Consider the following 19345-nt stretch of genomic DNA (forward strand, 5'->3'; position numbering starts at 1 on the left):
TTGTGTATTACTTAGTTTTCAGCAAGTCGGCTATTGTATTTATTTTTGAAAAGCAGACTATCCACAGATAATAGAGCACTACCTGTCAATGCCAATTGAAGCGAAGTGAATAAAAGCAAATAATCGAACTCTGTACCCATCATAAATGGCTGACCTGCTTTGGCAGTCAATAACACTCCAATCATAATCACTGTCAAAGCCGCACCTGCAATACGAGTAAGTAGACCCAGAATCAACAATAATCCTCCCAAAATTTCTATAATAGCTACGACCGGAGCCAAAAACCCGGGTAATCCGATACTTTGGAAAAATCCTGTTGTGCCACCAATACCACCTTGAAATTTGGAAAACCCATGCAATAAAAAGATAACACCTGTTAATACGCGAACAATAAACAATCCTAATTCCACATTACGTTTAAGCAACATGATTACTCCTCCTTTATTTGTTCATCTCATGTAATCTTCACTACATACTGTAGTGTATAGTTATAAAAATAGTCGCTTATACAATAATCATATAAGTGACCATAATAACAAAATGCTAAGTGCTGTTAGCACAACTAATGAAAGTAGCACAGGCCATACCGGCAACCGCAGAGATTTCTCTTGATCCGGTTCAATAATGCGATGGATACGATAATTGAGTGACGTTTCGGCAAAAGAAGAATAGATCATTCGAAAAGGTTGAGGGGAACGAGAATGCTGACGATGAATTAGTTTCAGTAGAGCACCGCCCAAGCCAACAGGAGTTCCTAAGCGATGGACTGCATAACTATCTGCTAGAATTTCGCGCGATATTTTGTAATGCAAAGTGATATTTTTCAAAATCGGTAAAAACCACAACGCAAGCGCAAACTGCCCTAACAAAAATGTAGTTAATGGATCACGTTGCTGATAATGGAACATCTCATGATGTACAACAGCTTCTTGTTCTTGTTTATCCAACATCCGCAGTAGTCCATCTGATAAAATAATTCGGCGGCGAAAAATACCCATAGTTAAGGCGACAGGTTGCGAACAACGAATAATCATAAATAATTCTTTGTTCTCACTATACATAGCATTATATTGCGCCGATTGCTGCACATCTTGTAACGAGCGAAAATAACGATAAGCCCGATAAGACCCTGCCCACTGATCTAATCCATAACCGATATACAGTACAAATGTACAAAGAACTAGACCTCTTAGTAAATGGGCTACCGAAAACCATCCTTGAGCTTCCATCCAACGGTTACAGATGCGTAGCAGATCAAACGGAATATTCCAACCGAATATCGTATGCAACGCATAAATAAACATAAGCCCTATCGTAAATAACGAGAGACCGAAACTTATACGAAACAGTGTTCTTGAACGACGTTCCCAGTGAGTTACGTTTCTTTTTTCCATTGTTTGATTTTATCCTCCAAGGCGCGAATAAGTTGAGGATCTACTTCCTCCAGCACATCTACCATATGATTTACGGCGAGTGACCCGAATTCTTCCATCAATTCATGCGTCAATTCCCTGGACTGATTGTTCAAAAATTGCTCCCGACTTTCTGTAGGAGTGTAATGAAAACTACGACTTTCGCCTGTTTTCGTTAATGCTCCTTTTTCAACCAACCGATTCATCACGGTCATAATCGTATTGAAGCTAAGTGACTTGGTTGTTTGGAGCGAAGAAAGGACTTCTTTGATCGTCATCGGGTGATCCATATCCCACAGAATATTCATCACTTGAGCTTCCAGCGGACCAAAAAAGCGATCCATCCCTGTTGCGCCTACTTTAAAGTTTTGTATTTTCATATGCTTATGCCACCTCACACTACATATAGTAGTGTATATCCGAAGCACTCGTCAAATTTCTCCCTTTAAAGTAGAATTGATTCTTTTTTCTTCAATTACGATATATGAGGATACATTATACAAATAATACCAGAATAATATCATTTTGCGAAGCTATTTTTTTGAAAAAAGAGCAACTTATTGTTATGGTTATTTTCAGCTTATTGTCTAAATATGCCTGAGTGTTACAGTCATGTTATAATTTAGATGAAACAACAAGCTGGATGTGTATCAATCACTATAGTTTATTGGCAACTTATCTTATTCAGAAACAGGAGGAATCATGGATGAAAAAAGTATACAGTCTATTGCTATGTGGCATATTGTTTATCGCTGTCCTGAGTGCATGTAGTAGCGCATCAGCACCTGCTAATCCTTCCAATGAAACCGATCAAGAAACGAATACGACGACAGATAACACAAATGAAGCAACACCTACAACCCCTGCTACAACAGATGACGAATCATCGGATACTTCGACAGAGTCTTCTGCGGCTACAGACTCTTCCACTGGAACGACCGAACCAGCAACAGAAAATAGCGAATCATCAACAACCAGTACAGGTTCGATCGAAGAAAAAGGACCAATTGCTGCGGATAGCGTAGAAAAACGTCCTACGTATTTACCAACCGATTTTCCCATTCCCGATGATGCGGTGATCTCTACTTCTCATCAAGAAGAAAACGATGGTAAAAAATCAGTATTGCTCATGTTCACAACCAAAGGAAGTATGGAAACATTGTCTCAAACCTACAAACAATATTTCGATGCCAAATCCTTAACTAATGCAGGTTCCACTATTGATGAAAAAAATCTTATTATTCAAGGAACCGATCCCAAAACCAAGCAAGTCTGGTCTCTAATCGGCAGCCCTCAAGCCGGCAAAGATGTTGTTCAATTAACACTTACGTGGTCAGAGAAGTAATATGCACAACAATTTTTAAGTAGAAAGATTAGATGCTGTGAAAATACTCATTATTTAATAAACATACCAAAAAGCCTGAATATATTGTCTATTCAGGCTTTTTTATATGATCTTATTCATGGGTATATATTCATTCCTATCGTTCTCTTTTTCGATTAAATTACCTATCTTTATTGAGTTTTAACAACTTGTACAGTCACTTCTACGGTATCTTTAGAAGCTGTAGGAGCACCTTTTAATGACCATTGTTGGGTTGTTGCAGGATCGGTTCCTTTTACACTCAATTGTTGTTCATTTAATGTCTGAATGGCTTGATCCATATTGATAATACGGAAATATTCATTATACGTTTTGGCTAGCGTCTCCATACTGCTTTTGGTGTGAAATACAAGCACCATATTTTGTTGTCCATCAATATACGTTTGTTGGGAAGTGTCGATGACAGCATCATCGGGAATAGGGAAATCGGCAGGTAAAATGTCTGTGGTTGGTCGCTTGGTTAAAATATCAGGAGTAACAACAGTATAAGATCCGTTTTCAGTGGCCGCAAATGCAGGTGCAACGAACGAACTGGACGTTCCGACTACAAAGACTAACAACACACCTATCATGCCAACGCTCCATGATTTTCTCATGACTCACATCTCCTTCAACCTTTTGGAATAGTAAGCACCTATCTGTTGATCTTCCTGCACGCTATTCATCTAAACAGACCACTTCTACCTTTATCACCCCTTTTTTAGAGTATACAAAGGAGCGCACAACTAAAAGTGTGTAGCGCTCCTTTGCGTCATAACAGCGGTCAATAGTGACCTTATTGTACTAAGCTATTTTTATCTGAGATCGATTAAGGTCTCTACCAACAGCTTATATATAAAAGCGTTCTGCTTTACTCCAACTAACGATACCCCTTTAATATAAAGCGGAACGCTGAATATCTCAAGTCAATCCTGTGTACATCTGTTGCAAGAGATTGTTATGATCTCATTTGTCCCATAAATTCACTAATATCGATCCCTAATCCTTGCGCTAGACGCATACCATATTCACGGTCAGCACGGATAAAGTTACAGATCGCAAGCAATTGAGTATCTTTTTTAACCTCTTTTAAATCATTAACCAAATTTTGCAATAAATTCTCTTTTTCTTGAGCATTATATGAACGATATTGTTCTCCAGCTTGAGCAAAATCATCGGTTTTGGCTATTTTTTGACGGGTTACATGTCCTTGTTCCAATTCCACTTCAGAATCCCGATAATGCGGATCTTCTGTAGGGCCATCTGTATAGCTGTTTGGCTCGTAATTGTAGGTTGATGTATCTTGCTTGGTATTCATCTGTCCATCTCGTTGTTGATTACGAACAGGCGCATACGGACAGTTGATCGGAATTTGTAAATAATTCGTTCCTAGACGGTGACGTTGTGTATCTGGATAAGAGAATAGACGTCCTTGAAGCAATTTATCTTCAGAAGGTTCAATACCAGGCACTAGAGCACTTGGTGAAAACGCAGATTGCTCTACTTCTGCAAAAAAGTTATCTGGATTGCGGTTGAGTGTCATTGTGCCCACCGTATGGAAAGGAAATTGATCTTCCGGCCATACTTTAGTTGGATCTAATGGATCAAACGCATAATTGTCTATATGTTCGGGTTGGATAAATTGGACTTTCAATGTCCATTCCGGGAATTCACCTTTTTCGATATGCTCGAATAGATCACGTGTCGCATGATTGAAGTCTTTACCTTGTTGCTTTTCAGCATCATCAGCAGAGAATGTACGCACGCCTTGTACACTTTCCCATTTGTATTTGATATAAGTAACTTTACCTTCAGCATTAATCCATTTGAACGCATGAACACTGAATCCATCCATTTCACGATAATTTGCCGGTGTGCCATGATCTGAAAATAACCATGTCATCATATGCGTGGATTCTGGAGTGAGTGTCATAAAATCCCAATAACGTGCAGGTGTCTGTAAATTAGTCTGCGGATCAGGTTTGAGTGAATGTACCATATCCGGGAATTTGATCGCATCACGGATAAAAAATACAGGCAAATGGTTACCTACGATATCGTAGTTGCCGTCATTTGTATAAAATTTAACAGCAAAACCGCGCGGATCGCGTGCTGTCTCTGGTGAACCTACACCATGAATAACCGTCGAAAAGCGGACAAAAACAGGTGTTTCTGCGCCTACTTCTTGTAAAAAGTTAGCTTTGGTGTATTCTTTCATACTTTGATCGACACGAAATACTCCATGAGCGCCTGCTCCACGAGCATGAACCACACGTTCTGGAATACGTTCACGGTCAAAGTGAGCGATTTTTTCTAGCAAATGATAATCTTCTAATAAAGTAGGTCCTCTACGACCTGCAGTACGGGAATTCTGATTGTCCCCTACAGGTGCGCCCTGGTTAGTCGTTAGACGGTGGTCGTTGTTTGTCATCGTTAGAAATCATCCTCTCATCATAAATGGTCATCAATCTAATGTATAAATAAATTTATAATTAGACTCATTCCAAAGATTAGATTCATTCTAACATCTTCACTTACCGTCATTCATGAGTTACCTGTGAGCCTTCGATGAAGAAATGATGAAGAGGTTCTTAATCTGCCAATCGGTAACCTACACCACGCACGGTCTCTACATATTGCGGTGCAGAAGCATTATCACCGATTTTTTTACGTAGACTTTTCACATGAACATCGACTACATTACTTCCACCGAAAAATTGAGTACCCCAGATTTCGCTCATCAAATCTTCACGAGACAGTACTCCGCCTTCGCCTTCGATCAACATTAATAAGAGGTCATACTCTGTTTTGGTCAGTTCAATTCGTTGTTGAGCACGATGAACAGTCATTTTTTTACGATCGATCCATAGGTCTTTGAAAACAGTACGATGTTCAGTATCTCCTGTTGCAGGTGCCGCAGGACGATTACTTCCAGCACGAATCACACGTTCCACATGATACAATCCTTCTTGCGGACGTGCAGGCCAGACTAACAATTCTTCTTCTGCCCATTCGTTTAGACCAGTAGACAACATATCTTCACGTACCAAGAACAAAGTTGGTAAATGAGAATTTTTCTCATTAAACTGCAACTTAGCAGATTCGATATCTTGACTACCTGATGAAGAGATCAGATCAAAGATAAACAAATCGGCGCTGATCGCTCCTGCACCATTACTTTCCCAACGATGAAATACCATTACATCAAAACAGCTATCCGATAATGTACGAGTTAGTTCATGAACACGACTCGGTGCTGGGCTGATAATAACGACACGTCTTGTAATCGGACAAGAATGAGCAATCAGATCGGCTGTATTACGCATATTTCGTTCAGCTACAGACCAGTTCATTAATTTGTCTGTTGTACCTAAATGATAATCATTATCAATTATTTTCGTGATTTGTTTCGACATTCCGTGCACACTCCTCTAAATACGACATGAGCATGGTGTACATCATATCCCGTTTCTTCAGCTACGGCTGCATACCATTCTACAGGTGCGTCTGTCATCACTTCATCTACAGCTCCACAGTTTTCACACACAATGTGTTGGTGATCATCCATTTTGCCGTCATAGCGACTTGCCGCTTCACCTAACTTCAATTCGCGAATCAAGTCTTTATCTGATAAATATCGTAAAGAGTTATATACGGTTCCATACGCAAAATTATGACCACGCTCTACTAACCGATTCATAACATCAGCAGCAGTCGGGTGATCCGCAGCTTCGCAGACGATTTCGTATACAGCTTTGCGCTGTGTCGTCAAGTTGATTGTTTTCATTTGGATCATTCCCTTAATTTGATTTTAGAATAAGTATAAATCCATTTAAAATTATGGTCAATAGTTTTGCGGACAATTCTGAGAATGATTATCATAAATTGGGCGGATTTGTGGTTAAATGCGGATTTGGGTGGTTTCTAGATACGGAACGCTGCGGCAATTGTTATTCTTGTCGTCGCTGGTAGAACGGAATCCCTTGATTGACCGCTTTGCGGTGGGGATTACGTTCTAAAGGCGATCGCTTCGCTCTTTCAGAATAATAATTGCCTCCGCTGGCGTGGGATATCATTTTACATTTTAAATTATCAGAGATAAGCCCTCAAATCTTGGGTGGGAGTGGGCAGGGTAGGGATTTTAGAGATGATGGTAGCTTAGTGCTTTTGCTTACTTGTTACTTGTTACTTGTTACTTGTTACTTCTATTATCGATAGAAATAGGGAATTATTTTGATAGTGAGATATTGAAATTAGGATATTACAGCTTATGTATATAGTTAAACTAAAAAGCCTTCCATAACGCTGGAAGGCTGAGGTGATAGGGGATTATTTTGATTTTAGACTGTTAATACTTTTTCGATAGCTTCGATCACGTCGGATGTGAGTTGAATGCCGGATGCGCTTGCGTTTTGTTTGACTTGTTCAGGACGGCTGGCTCCGACTAGGGCGCTGGATACATTTTTTTGACGAAGAATCCATGCTAATGCTAGATGTGTCAACGAAATACCTGCTTCATCAGCGATATTTTGTAATTGTCCGATCTGAGAAAGTTTTTCATCGCTGAAGCGATCGTCGTCCCATTTCAGCTTCGCAGCGCGACTATCAGCCGGGATATCCGTTTTGGATGTGTATTTACCTGTTAATAGTCCTTGAGCAAGTGGTGAATAGACGACTTGTCCGATACCGTATTTTTCACCAAGTGGAATCACTTCTTCTTCAATATAACGGTTGAACATATTGTAGACCGGTTGATTAACGACAATCCGATCCAGCAAGTAACGATCAGCTACACCAACAGCAGCTTGCATCTGAGCAGCTGTCCATTGACTGACGCCTACATATAATACTTTGCCCTGACGCACCAGATCATCGAGTGCACGTAATGTTTCTTCGATTGGTGTCTCTGGTGAAAAGCGGTGGCAATAATAAAGATCAATATAATCATGTCCAAGACGCTTCAGACTAGCATGACATTGTTCAGTGATATGTTTGCGAGATAGCCCTTTATCGTTCGGCCCGTCTCCCATATCGCCAAATACTTTAGTCGCCAGCACATACGATTCACGGGGATAGTCTTTCAGTGTAGCACCGACTACTTTTTCCGCTTCTCCACGTTCATAGACATTAGCTGTATCAAAAAAGTTGATTCCCAAATCATAAGCTTCGCGAATCGATTGAACCGCATTTTCCTTTTCCACATATCCTCCGTAAGTTAGCCAACTGCCCAGACTAATTTCACTTACTTTCAGCCCACTACCACCTAATCTGCGATAATTCATTGTCATTATAGATACGCCTCCTTGGATATGTAGCTATTTAATAACGCTTACAAATGATTCCTTTTTTATTTTACCTCTCTACAAAGATTAAGCAAGCATCTTGAGGTTTATATAGTAACATAGACCCAAAGAAGAACTTTCACTACACTTCTATTGATGCATCCAACTCACTACTTTGTACGTATGAGTAAATAGGGAATATACCACATTTCTACATAATGACTATTTAAGATTTTGGAGGAGGATTTTTTTATGCTACAAAGACGTTTTTTTCGTATAGGTGTAGGGATTGCGCTTATACTCCTGATTGTCTACTTAGGGACATTAGTTGATTTTATTTTCACACCGATCGCTTCCTTAATTAGCCTCACGATTGTTCCACTTTTAATTACAGCTTTTCTCTACTATCCGCTACGCCCTGTTGTGAATTATATGGAAAAGAAGAAGTTGAAACGTTCTTATTCTATTTTACTGATGTACTTGATTGTCATTATTATTCTGGCGGTTTTCTCTATTATCGGTTGGCCTACATTACGTGATCAGGTGACAAGCTTTATCGAAAATGCACCTAGATTTACACAAAGTATTATTACTCAGATTCAGCTATTACAACAGAACCCAACCATTCAACAATATATTCCTGCTGAAAACAATCAAGAAATGATTGCTAAATTGACAGAATATCTAAATACGATTTTTGATTGGTTATCGGTTCATATTTCAAGTATGTTCTCCTTTATCTCGAACTTTGTATTGGTTGTTGCTACTGTGCCTATTATGTTGTACTACTTGTTAAAAGATGACAAACGTTTATCTCCTCAATTGCTCAAACTTTTCCCTGCTGGACACAAAGAAGATGGAAAAGCGATGCTAGATGAGATGGATGATTCACTAAGTAGCTTTATTGCAGGTCGAGTATTAGTTAACTTAGCACTATGCGTACTGCTTTATATTGGATTCTTGATTATCGATTTACCTTATTCGTTATTGCTTGTCTTTTTAGCTTTCTTCCTCAACTTTATTCCTTATATCGGAGCTATTTTATCAGCGGTTCCGGTAGCGATTGTAGGCTTAATTGAATCACCTGCAATGGGAATCTGGGCGATCGTGATCGTAATTATTGCACAAATGATCCAAAACAACTTGCTAGAACCTATTATTTTCGGAAAACAATTGGATATCCATCCATTTACAATCGTCGTCTTGCTACTGGTCGGTGGTGATATGGGCGGTATTCTCGGCATGTTACTTGTGATTCCATTGTACATGGTAGTGAAGATCGGAATTGTGCATATCTACGGTATGTATTTGAAAGATAAAATGAATCATAATTTTGATGATCATCAGAACAAACCCAACAATCCGAATAACGATTCTATTTTCAAATTATAATAAAAGAATACAACTCAAAAACGAGCTCCCGATTCGAGGGATGCTCGTTTTTTTGTATTTCTACTATAATAAAGAGATTATTTTATGCGTTAAAAGCAGTAGTTACCGTTTCTTCAACTTGACGTAATACATTTTCAAGTTGAGCTTCATCTGCGTAAGGAGCACCACCAAAGATCAAATGCCCTACACTTTCAATACCTACAAATCCGAAAATACCAGTGGTAGATGTGATTTTTAGACCATCTGTCATACCCACTTGATCGTAAATCTCGTTAGTCTGACCATGTGTATTAATAATTAATCCTTTTTTACCTGTAAGCAATTGAGCAACCCCTGTTTCTCCATATCCATAAGCAAATCCGTAAGCAAACACGCGATCTACATATCCTTTCAAAATAGCAGGCAGACCTGTCCACCAGATTGGATAAACAAACGTTATCGCTTCAGCCGCTGTAATGTATTCTTGCTCGGCTTTGATATCTGCTGGTGTATTGCCAGCTTTCATTGCCTCTGTATCTGCTTCTGTAAGCACAGGTTGAAAATTCAATGCATAGAGGTCACGAACAACAACTTCATGTCCTTGAGATTCTAAAGTCTGTACCATTCTTTTCAAAATAGCTTGATTGGTTCCTTCTTGATGCGGATGAGCAAATACGATTAGATGTTTCATGAATAACATTCTCCTCATTTAGATAGATATCTATATATTTTTATAAAAAAAGGCTCTCACTCACTCAAAGCCCGGAATACACACGTTCTAACAAATACTCAAATTGCTCTTGTTCTTGTTCATTCAGATGACCATAGACTTTTTGATTCACAGCTTCAGACACTTGATTAAAGATCGGCTCTAACTCCCAACCTTTATCGGTCAAATGAATCATTGTGATCCGCTGATCGACTTCGTCTTTGCTCCGCTTAACATAACCAAGCTTCTCTAATTTGTTAACTAATACTGTAACCGTTGGTTGGGTACGATGTACTTTTTGTGCTAACGTATTAACAGATAGTCCACATTTTTCACTATACAAAAAGCAAAGAATGTCTCCATGAGAAGGAACAACTTCTGTCACATTGTTCTTTTCTAACTCTGTGATAATCAGTTTGTTAACGTCATCACGTATCTTCGAGATAATGGAACACGCGTTGTAATTTAGCATATTTTTATAATACATAGATATCTATATATTTGCAAGTATTATATTTTTCTATTTTGGTAAAATGAATTATTATGAAGAAGGAGTGTAATATCCGTCAGACTGGGTAATAATACAGTAAATACTAAATTGCTAAGATGAGGGGTCGACTACAAATGGATAACGAATCTACAAAATCAATTATTACAGGTGCAATCGCTGGAGCATTAATTGGTGCAGGAGCAGCACTTTTGTTCTCTACTCCACAAGGTGACAAAATCCGTACTCGTGTAGCAGAATTGACTGATCTTGTTGTTGAGAACGCTCCAATGTTGAACGAACGTGGACATGTTCTTGCTGAAAAAGGTCAAGAAGTTGTAGGTATGGTCAAAGAATCTCTTGATGGTGTGAAAGATTTGAAAGACGAAGCACAATCCGCTACTAAAGAAGTTAAAGGTGAAATTCAAGGATTTAAAGACTCACATAATAATTAATTGTAATTTATACATTTCTTCAAAAGTAAAAGCTTTGCTGATATTCTGGCAAAGTTTTTACTTTTTTTAGTTTACTATTTACTATTTTGATCAAGAAAAAATATCTACAAGTTGTTCAATAAAAGATGTAGCATATATTCCATCACGATCGAGATGAGGATCAAATACAGTAATTTCAAGCCCAAAGACTTGAGGATGAGATACCAATGGTCGCAATAGCTGAATAAGTTCTACATAATCTAACCCGTCCGGTTGTCTGCTATCTACCGCAGGCATAATTAGATCATTTAACACATCTACATCGAAATGAATAAAAAATCCTTCTAATTGTTGATGCTCCACCATATCTAGAAATTGCTTCACGATATGTTCTATACCTGTCTTACGTAATGTAGGTAGATCAATATAACGAATAGCAGAATCCAATATAGGTTGAACATAAGAATCATCCAGTTCTCGATTACCTACACAAAATACATGCTCCTCAAGAACATAAGGTTTAAGATCATTTAGATTTGTTATGCGATCATCTCCTAGCCCCGTTACAATAGCTAAATCAAGACCTGCGACTGCTCCACCTGTATGAGAAGATGAAGTAGGTAAATAATCGGTATGTCCATCCAAAAAGAACAGTCCATAAGTACCTTTTTGCTTTAGAGCCATCATATTGCCAACCAAAATACTGCAATCTCCACCGATCATTAATTTAAAGGTCTTTTCTTCAAGTGCTGTTGCTAATAGTTCTGCTTGTTGTAACGCATAATGAGCAACAGCTTCTATATTAAGGATGCCTGATACTTCATCTTTCTTTATCTCATAAGGCGGAGCTAGTAACGTGTATCTATTTTGTATCGGTAGTTGATCGTACAACCCATATGTTTTGAAATGTTCTGGCAATACATAAACACCTGGTTGTTCATCTTCTTCTTTCTTAGTTAGACCCAAATTCGTAGGAAATTCAAAAACATCTATCGGATAAATAGGCATATGTTCTCCTCCTTCTGCTCATCATGAGTATAGATTGAATATCATCGATCATTTATAAATGATTTATGCGTCGACTTCTCTATTTTAACAAACAAAACCCCTTCTAATATACAGAAGGGGAGTGAATGATATATGTTAAGTATTAGCCGTCATTAACGAAAATAATGCCCTTGTTCTAAATCCTCAAGTAAAGAAGGATGTACAGGTTGCCAGCCCAACTGTTGTTGAGTGGATTGACTGGATCGTGGAATATCTAAGGCAACCAATGCTCCTAGAAAACCAAAGTGATCTTGTGCTTGATCCTGTGGGATGCTAACAACAGGTACATTCAGATGCTTACCGATTACGGTAGCGATATCACGAAATGCGATACCTTCGTCTGCGACCCCATCTAATCTTGAACCTGGTTCTGCTTTTTCTAAAGCAAGGCAATATAAATGAGCAGCATCTAAACGATGAACAGCAGGCCAGCGATTCATCCCTTCTTCTATATAAGCTGCTACACCTTTTTCTTTAGCGATTGCAATTAATTTCGGGATAAAGCCGGTATCTCCTTCTCCATGTACAGACGGACAAAGTTCTATAATCGATGTACGCACTCCGCGCTGAGCTAACGATAATGCGACTTGCTCTGAAGCGACTCCGTTAAAATGAGCTGTCGTTATAAAAGGCTTATCCGAACCTTCCAGTACCGCTCCTATACTCTCCATCACCTGCAAATCAGTCGCAAGCGCCCCTTCAAAATCCGCAAAATCATGTTTGAATGCTAAATGAATAACACCGTCTGCTTGAGCAACACCTTGCTGAAGACTGGTAACGTTATCTATATCACCTCGATAAGCTTCTGCTCCTAGCTTTTGCAACCATTCAGCACTGCGATCTGAGCGAGCCAACCCTACTACGGTGTGACCGGAATCTATAAGTTCACGAACGACAGCAGAACCGATATAACCTGTTGCTCCTGTTACAAATACACGCATAATAAAAGCCCACCTTATCATAGAAATGAATTTTAAAAAAAGTAGCTTATTACCAGGCTACCGTACCGTTCTCATCTGAAAATGTACCTGTTGGGCCATCCGAACCAAGCATAGCAAGACGAACTGCTTCCCGAGCCCCTTCTTCTACACTACGTGTACCCGCAAAGTTATTCAGAGCTGTCGAGGTAAATCCAGGACAAGCAATATTGACTTTGATCGGAGTGGATTCTAGCGCAAATGCAAACGCAAGTGTAATCGCATGAAGTGCAGATTTGGAAGAAGAATATGTTCCGAACATAGCACGATGAGGATTATCGGGATTAGAATTCCAAGTTAATGATCCGCCAGAACTTCCTATATTCACAATACGTCCTGCCGGAGATTGGTGTAGTAGCGGTAACATCGCTTGCGTAAGAGCAATCACACCGAATACATTCGTTTCAAAAACGACACGTATATCTTCCATAGGAGCTACAGTTAACAGACCGGATTGTACACTTTCTGGAAAATCCCCATCGGATCTGCCTGCATGTGAGATACCTGCATTATTGATCAGTACATCCAGACGACCATATTCTTGCTCAATATGTTCTGCTGCGGCTGTAATAGAATGTTGATCGGTTACATCCAGTTGTAAAGCATGAGCGCCTTCACCTATATCATTTACAGCTAGCTTGCCGTTTTCCAAATGTCGTGATCCTACAAGTACAGTAAATCCTTTGGCGACAAGATCTTTTGCAATCTGTAGACCTATGCCCTTATTCGCTCCACTAACCAAAGCAACCTGTTTGTTATCCATAATGATCTCCTTTGGAATAATAAATGTATTTTTCAGGTTGACGCGTCAACCTAGATACAATCTAACACGTTGAAGTTGACGTGTCAACCATGCTATTATGTGTTTATGGATAATCATGAGATCAATCAAGAAGAAATGAAAATATGGCATATGTGGAAAGGCACATTCCACACGATTTTTGGTCGTATTGTCAAAGAAATGTCGGATCATACGGGATTATCAGAAAGCGATTTTGGCATACTGGATCGGTTGGTTCTTTTTGGAGAAGGAAAACTTCGTCAGCAGGAATTAGCAGACTATATGAATTGGGATAAAAGCCGACTTTCTCATCATCTCAAGCGTATGGAAAAGCGTGGATTGGTGATGCGTACTCCTTTAGATACTGATCGCGGAGTTCAGGTAGGGATTACATCGGAAGGTCAATCAGCTTTAGATAATGCTCGCCCTATTATTTCTCAAGCGATGCGTAAACATTTTTTTGCACAATTGACTGAACAAGATATCGAATTAATTACCCGATTAGCAGAAAGAACCAAATAACACTTGATGTAGTTCCAAAAAGTGTAGATCAAAAAAAGAGCAAGCCAAAGCACATTCAACCAGCCGCTTTTGCTTGCTCTTTTGATGTTATGATTGATTTCAATGAGAGCTAAATAGATCACACAGAAAGGACTATATGATGAGTATTAATCCCAATATTGCTGAACTGGCTTCTTTGTTAGCCGAGCCTTCACGAGCTACTATTTTGACCAGTCTAATGGATGGACGTTTTCATACTGCTAGTGAACTGGCATTGATGACAGACATTACACCGCAGACTGCTAGTTTTCATTTGTCCAAATTAATCGAAGGTCAACTCATTACGTTTGAGAAGCATGGTCGACATCGTTATTATCAGTTAGCTAATACAGATATCGCTTCTATGTTAGAGTCATTTCTAACGATCTCTGCTCCGCCCAAAGTACAGTCGTTACGACAATCGACTCAAGTTCAATTATTGCGTGAAGCACGTACATGTTACGATCATTTAGCTGGCAAATTAGGTGTAGATCTAACCGATTCAATGCTAGCTAACCAGTACATCACTACAGGCGATACTGAATTTGTAATCACTGCTAAAGGGGAGACCTTTTTTACTCATTTCGGGATCGACTTACCTGTCCTCAAGCGTAAACGCCGTTCTTTTTCCCATGCTTGTCTGGATTGGAGTGAACGTCGACATCATTTAGGTGGCGCATTAGGGCAAGGGCTGATGAATCATTTGTTTGATATCGGCTGGATTGTACGAGTCCCTTCGATTCGAGCGGTTAAAGTGACTGAACTCGGAACAGCTGGTTTGCACACTGTATTCGATCTTTGATCATATAGCTGTACGTTTATCCTTTCCAGATGTTTATTTTTGATCTTCATGTATAGGAAATATTCACAACGTACAGTAATATGTCTGGATCGATTCTTAGGTACTGATAGATTCCTTTTTAGACTGAAATTGACGATTGACCAGATAAATTCCTACTATAATACATAATCCTCCTACAATACTGGAAAGGTATAACGTTTCTCCAAGCAGTAACCAACCGGACAATACTCCGAAAAAAGGCGCTAAAAATAAAAATGAGCTGGTTTTCCCCGGATCACCATGTTGCAACACATAGTACCAGACAGCAAATTGAATAATAGAAGAAAAAATACTTAACCATAACAAAATCAATATCGACTCATGGTTCCAGATAAAAAATGGCTGTTCTAAAGTCAGACTAAGTAATAATAAAATGATCCCTCCGCATAACATCTGATACGCAGACAATACCCATGTATCAAATAGCACACCCCATTTTTTCACTAACAAAGTAGCTGTCGCCCAGAATATCGCTGAACCTAAACCCCATACGATACCTATTTTCCATTCTACCTGTGCGCCTACAGTGATAGAGACACCGATCACTCCCAATAACACACCAACCCACTGATACCATTTATAGCGTATCCCTGAAAAAATCGTCCCCAACACCACAACCAGTAATGGATTGGTAAATGTCAAAATAGACGATTCGCTTGCGGTAATCGTACGTAGACTGATAAAAATACATCCCATTACACCTGCTGTCTGTAAAGCGCCGATCACCCCTATTTTCACCCAATTCCGTTTTCCAGTTGGGCGTGGTCTCCGTAAAACAATTACCACTATTAACATCACAACCCCTGCCACTATAAAACGCAAAGCTGCCAAATATAATGGCGAAGCATACGTTAGCCCTATTTTACCTACTGCAAAAGAAGAGCCCATCAAAAAAGTCGTTAACACAATCAACACTATAAACGTCCACTTCTTCATCTCAAATCTCCCTATTTTGTTCTTTTCGTTTCGCTGTTCTGATTATAATTGCAAAATAGTTCAATACTGATCGAAGTATGGAATACAATATTTCGTATAATTTTAATACAGAGTTTACAAAACTCGGACTTACACCTAACATTGCCCCCCTACAATAAGTGAGTAGTCAAAAATAAAACATAAACGTATGGTCCTTTAATTAGGGGGAGGAGATTTAAACGATGTCTAGAAAACTGCCAATTTTATTATTTACACTGACGATGATTCTTGTGCTTGCTGCTTGTGGGTCTAACACAGGTACTACAGGGTCAGGGTCAACAACTGGTACTACAGGAGAAGCTTCCACAGGTACAGAACTTAGCGGGTCCGTGCTTGCTGTAGGATCGACTGCATTACAACCATTGGTTGATCAAGTCGCTCAGAAATTCATGGCAGATTCAAAATATGCTAACATCTCCGTTCAAGTACAAGGCGGCGGTAGTGGTACAGGATTGACTCAAGTATCTGAAGGTCAAGCAAACATTGGTAACTCTGATGTATTTGCAGAAGAAAAATTAGATGCTGATAAAGCAAAAGAATTGGTTGATCATCAAGTAGCGGTTGTTGCGATTGCAACAGTAGCGAACGAAGCAGCTGGTGTTACAAACTTAACAAAACAACAATTAATCGATATTTTCACTGGTAAAGTGAAAAACTGGAAAGATGTTGGCGGTAAAGATCAAGCTATCGTTATCGTTAACCGTCCAAGCAGCTCAGGTACTCGTGCAACTTATGAGAAATTTGCTCTAGGACAAAAAGTAGAAGATTTGGCAGGTTCAATCCAAGAAGATTCTTCAGGAACAGTTAAGAAATTGGTAACTGAAACTCCAGGTGCTATCGGTTACTTGGCTCTTTCTTACCTTGATGATAGCCTTAAAGCGATTCAATACGATGGTGTTGATGCTAACGTAGAGAACGTTGAAAGTGGTAAATACCCTGTCTGGGCTTATGAGCACATGTATACAAAAGGCGAGCCTGATGCAGCAACAAAAGCTTTGCTTGATTACATGTTGACTGACGAAGTACAGAATGGTGATGTTAAAAATCTTGGGTATATCTCAATCTCTGGTATGCAAGTAAAACGTGATGTGGATGGTAAGATCACGAAGTAATGAATAACCATACTGTGAAAAGAGGAAACTCACGTTTCCAAGGCAATAGCTGGAAGAGGCGGACTATCCGCCTCTCTTTTCACGTTTACTATAGCTCGAAAATTTCTAATCATTACCATTTAAGTTGAAGAAAAGAGGTTTTAACGTATGGAGCAATCCAACACAACTCCAAGAGAAGCACGGAGGCGCGCCTGGCCTATGGAAAAGCATCGCGTAGAAGACTGGATCGGTAAAATTTACACGTCTATCTGTGTCGTATTTCTGATTGCTGTTATTATATCGATTGTTTATTTTGTAACATCTAAAGGTGTGGCTACCTTTGCGGTCAATGGCGTAAGTCTAAAAGAATTTTTCTTAGGCACAAATTGGAATCCTCAAGCAGATACGCCTTCTTTTGGAGCATTACCGTTTATTACAGGTTCATTTATGGTTACTGTGCTTGCAGCATTAATCGCTAGCCCGCTGAGTATCTCGGCAGCTTTATTTATGACAGAGATTGTACCTAGCTTTGGTAAACGTATCCTTCAACCAGCGATTGAATTGCTATCAGGTATTCCTTCGGTGGTGTACGGATTTATCGGTTTGAGTGTCATTGTACCGTTTCTACGTGAACATGTAGGCGGACAAGGAATTGGGATCGGCGCAGGAGCACTGGTATTGTCTATTATGATTTTGCCAACGATTACGAGTGTTGCTGCGGACGCTCTCGCTTCTCTTCCACGCGGATTACGTGAAGCTTCGTATGCGCTAGGTGCTACACGCTGGCAAACGATTTATCGTGTAGTGTTGCCAACAGTAATGCCTGCATTGTTAACAGGTATCGTACTGGGTATGGCTCGTGCTTTTGGTGAAGCATTGGCTGTGCAGATGGTTATTGGTAACTCACCACATATCCCTACATCCTTACTGGAATCTGCTTCGACTCTTACCAGCGTAATCACACTGGGTATGGGTAACACAGCGATGGGATCTATTCAGAATAATGCGTTGTGGAGTATGGCGCTTGTCTTGATGCTGATGACATTTGTCTTCGTCTTGATTATTCGTCTACTTGAAAGGAGAAACCGGTTATGAGCACAGTAAAAGTCAATCACAAAGCAAGAAAACGCGCGAAAGCCACTGATAAAGTGGCGACTGTGCTCATCGTTACTTTTGCAATGGCGATTGTAGCGATTCTAATTGGTTTACTTGGATTTATTTTATTTCGTGGACTTGGACATATCAGTTGGAGCTTTTTAACAACGGTTCCGCAGACGATGCGAGCTGGCGGAGGAATTGGGCCTCAGTTGTTTAACTCCTTATTCTTATTATTCTTAACGATGTTGATTACTGTTCCACTTGGTCTTGGAGCAGGTATCTATATGTCTGAATATGCCAAACCGGGTAAGTTAACTAACTTTATTCGTTTGGTCGTAGAAGTATTATCTTCTTTCCCTTCTATCGTTATCGGTTTGTTCGGTTTGTTGTTAATCGTAAATACATTTAATCTTGGATTCTCTTTACTATCCGGTGCACTTGCCTTGACGATCTTTAACTTACCGTTAATGGTACGGATTACCGAGCAAGCTTTTGCAGGTGTTCCCAAAGAGCAAAAAGAAGCAGGTCTTGCACTCGGTCTATCCAAGTGGAAAATCATCACTTCGATTATGCTACCGGTTGCTATTCCTTCTTTAATTACAGGTACTATCTTGGCATCTGGTCGTGTATTTGGTGAAGCGGCAGCTCTATTATTTACAGCAGGTATGAGTACACCGCCACTTGATTTCTCGAACTGGAATCCACTGAGTCCGCGTTCGCCAATCAATCCTCTTCGTCCGGCTGAGACATTAGCGGTCTATATTTGGAAAGTAAACAGTGAAGGTATTGCTCCAGATGCTACGCAGATTGCAGCAGGCGCTTCAGCTGTACTTGTAATTATGGTGTTAATCTTCAATCTATTAGCTCGTTTCTTAGGACGCACTCTTTATCGTTATATGACCGCTTCAAGACGAATGAATTAATAGTTGATCTGCTT

General features: G+C 39.6%; 22 protein-coding genes. 8 read left to right on the top strand and 14 right to left on the bottom strand.

What is annotated here, in order from left to right:
• Window positions 1–11: 11 nt before the first annotated feature.
• The 3 genes from QE450_RS17595 to QE450_RS17605 form a co-directional block, all read right to left on the bottom strand.
• Window positions 12–428: a DoxX family protein gene (locus tag QE450_RS17595; RefSeq protein WP_301263608.1), complete on the bottom strand. Its 417-nt coding sequence runs from the start codon at window positions 426–428 to the stop codon at window positions 12–14.
• An 87-nt stretch (window positions 429–515) separates the two neighbouring features.
• Complete coding sequence (locus QE450_RS17600; protein ID WP_307300922.1) at window positions 516–1394, bottom strand: M56 family metallopeptidase; 879 nt, start codon at window positions 1392–1394, stop codon at window positions 516–518.
• Window positions 1376–1792 carry a BlaI/MecI/CopY family transcriptional regulator gene (locus tag QE450_RS17605; protein ID WP_204826187.1) on the bottom strand — a complete coding sequence of 139 codons (417 nt, stop codon included), beginning with the start codon at window positions 1790–1792 and terminating at the stop codon, window positions 1376–1378. The genes QE450_RS17600 and QE450_RS17605 overlap by 19 nt, the downstream gene beginning before the upstream one ends.
• A gap of 326 nt (window positions 1793–2118) precedes the next feature.
• Here QE450_RS17605 and QE450_RS17610 point away from each other — a divergent pair, with 326 nt between their 5' ends.
• Entirely contained in the window at window positions 2119–2757 is a 639-nt protein-coding gene (locus QE450_RS17610) for a hypothetical protein (protein WP_307300925.1), read from the top strand.
• Between the two features lie 170 nt (window positions 2758–2927).
• Here QE450_RS17610 and QE450_RS17615 read toward each other — a convergent pair whose 3' ends face one another.
• From QE450_RS17615 to QE450_RS17635, 5 genes are all read right to left on the bottom strand, one after another.
• On the bottom strand, window positions 2928–3392 hold the full coding sequence (locus tag QE450_RS17615) for a hypothetical protein (protein ID WP_307300926.1): 465 nt from the start codon (window positions 3390–3392) through the stop codon (window positions 2928–2930).
• A gap of 341 nt (window positions 3393–3733) precedes the next feature.
• A complete protein-coding gene (locus QE450_RS17620; RefSeq protein ID WP_307300929.1) occupies window positions 3734–5206 on the bottom strand; it encodes a catalase in 1473 nt (490 codons plus the stop codon).
• A 160-nt stretch (window positions 5207–5366) separates the two neighbouring features.
• Window positions 5367–6191 (bottom strand): winged helix-turn-helix transcriptional regulator, encoded by an 825-nt coding sequence (locus tag QE450_RS17625; RefSeq protein ID WP_307300930.1) that lies wholly within the window; start codon window positions 6189–6191, stop codon window positions 5367–5369.
• Window positions 6167–6562, bottom strand: coding sequence for a Fur family transcriptional regulator (locus QE450_RS17630; protein ID WP_069327730.1), 396 nt, complete (start codon window positions 6560–6562; stop codon window positions 6167–6169). The genes QE450_RS17625 and QE450_RS17630 overlap by 25 nt, the downstream gene beginning before the upstream one ends.
• 553 nt (window positions 6563–7115) lie before the next feature.
• Window positions 7116–8057 carry an aldo/keto reductase family protein gene (locus QE450_RS17635; RefSeq protein WP_273616370.1) on the bottom strand — a complete coding sequence of 314 codons (942 nt, stop codon included), beginning with the start codon at window positions 8055–8057 and terminating at the stop codon, window positions 7116–7118.
• Between the two features lie 252 nt (window positions 8058–8309).
• Here QE450_RS17635 and QE450_RS17640 point away from each other — a divergent pair, with 252 nt between their 5' ends.
• The gene (locus QE450_RS17640; protein ID WP_307300934.1) at window positions 8310–9449 is read left to right on the top strand and encodes an AI-2E family transporter; all 1140 of its coding nucleotides are present in this window, start codon (window positions 8310–8312) and stop codon (window positions 9447–9449) included.
• Between the two features lie 82 nt (window positions 9450–9531).
• Here the strand turns inward: QE450_RS17640 and QE450_RS17645 are convergent, their stop codons facing one another.
• Together QE450_RS17645 and QE450_RS17650 are read right to left on the bottom strand one after the other, a co-directional pair.
• Window positions 9532–10119 (bottom strand): NAD(P)H-dependent oxidoreductase, encoded by a 588-nt coding sequence (locus tag QE450_RS17645; protein WP_301263591.1) that lies wholly within the window; start codon window positions 10117–10119, stop codon window positions 9532–9534.
• A gap of 64 nt (window positions 10120–10183) precedes the next feature.
• Entirely contained in the window at window positions 10184–10522 is a 339-nt protein-coding gene (locus QE450_RS17650) for a MarR family winged helix-turn-helix transcriptional regulator (protein WP_274171687.1), read from the bottom strand.
• 239 nt (window positions 10523–10761) lie between these two features.
• Here QE450_RS17650 and QE450_RS17655 point away from each other — a divergent pair, with 239 nt between their 5' ends.
• The gene (locus tag QE450_RS17655) at window positions 10762–11079 is read left to right on the top strand and encodes a YtxH domain-containing protein (RefSeq protein ID WP_273613859.1); all 318 of its coding nucleotides are present in this window, start codon (window positions 10762–10764) and stop codon (window positions 11077–11079) included.
• Between the two features lie 90 nt (window positions 11080–11169).
• On the opposite strand, the gene QE450_RS17660 is transcribed toward QE450_RS17655, so the two are convergent.
• The 3 genes from QE450_RS17660 to QE450_RS17670 all read right to left on the bottom strand — a co-directional run bounded on the left by QE450_RS17660 (window position 11170) and on the right by QE450_RS17670 (window position 13845).
• Window positions 11170–12066 (bottom strand): arginase family protein, encoded by an 897-nt coding sequence (locus QE450_RS17660; protein WP_307300938.1) that lies wholly within the window; start codon window positions 12064–12066, stop codon window positions 11170–11172.
• Window positions 12067–12218: 152 nt separating this feature from the next.
• On the bottom strand, window positions 12219–13046 hold the full coding sequence (locus QE450_RS17665) for an SDR family oxidoreductase (protein WP_307300940.1): 828 nt from the start codon (window positions 13044–13046) through the stop codon (window positions 12219–12221).
• A 49-nt stretch (window positions 13047–13095) separates the two neighbouring features.
• A complete protein-coding gene (locus QE450_RS17670; RefSeq protein WP_307300942.1) occupies window positions 13096–13845 on the bottom strand; it encodes an SDR family NAD(P)-dependent oxidoreductase in 750 nt (249 codons plus the stop codon).
• A 105-nt stretch (window positions 13846–13950) separates the two neighbouring features.
• Here QE450_RS17670 and QE450_RS17675 point away from each other — a divergent pair, with 105 nt between their 5' ends.
• The gene (locus QE450_RS17675; protein ID WP_307300944.1) at window positions 13951–14385 is read left to right on the top strand and encodes a MarR family winged helix-turn-helix transcriptional regulator; all 435 of its coding nucleotides are present in this window, start codon (window positions 13951–13953) and stop codon (window positions 14383–14385) included.
• Window positions 14386–14524: 139 nt separating this feature from the next.
• The gene (locus tag QE450_RS17680; RefSeq protein ID WP_307300946.1) at window positions 14525–15205 is read left to right on the top strand and encodes an ArsR/SmtB family transcription factor; all 681 of its coding nucleotides are present in this window, start codon (window positions 14525–14527) and stop codon (window positions 15203–15205) included.
• A gap of 96 nt (window positions 15206–15301) precedes the next feature.
• Here the strand turns inward: QE450_RS17680 and QE450_RS17685 are convergent, their stop codons facing one another.
• A complete protein-coding gene (locus tag QE450_RS17685; protein WP_307300948.1) occupies window positions 15302–16180 on the bottom strand; it encodes a DMT family transporter in 879 nt (292 codons plus the stop codon).
• Window positions 16181–16401: 221 nt separating this feature from the next.
• On the opposite strand from QE450_RS17685, the gene QE450_RS17690 reads away from it, so the two are divergent.
• The 3 genes from QE450_RS17690 (at window position 16402) to pstA (ending at window position 19331) form a co-directional block, all read left to right on the top strand.
• Entirely contained in the window at window positions 16402–17331 is a 930-nt protein-coding gene (locus QE450_RS17690) for a phosphate ABC transporter substrate-binding protein (protein WP_307300951.1), read from the top strand.
• A 147-nt stretch (window positions 17332–17478) separates the two neighbouring features.
• Complete coding sequence (pstC, locus tag QE450_RS17695) at window positions 17479–18405, top strand: phosphate ABC transporter permease subunit PstC (protein ID WP_373461997.1); 927 nt, start codon at window positions 17479–17481, stop codon at window positions 18403–18405.
• Window positions 18402–19331, top strand: coding sequence for a phosphate ABC transporter permease PstA (gene pstA / locus QE450_RS17700; protein ID WP_273613868.1), 930 nt, complete (start codon window positions 18402–18404; stop codon window positions 19329–19331). Before pstC ends, pstA begins: the two co-directional genes overlap by 4 nt.
• Window positions 19332–19345 lie beyond the last annotated feature (14 nt).

The organism is Paenibacillus sp. SORGH_AS_0306, from assembly GCF_030819345.1.
GTDB classification, from domain to species: Bacteria; Bacillota; Bacilli; order Paenibacillales; family Paenibacillaceae; genus Saccharibacillus; species Saccharibacillus kyungheensis.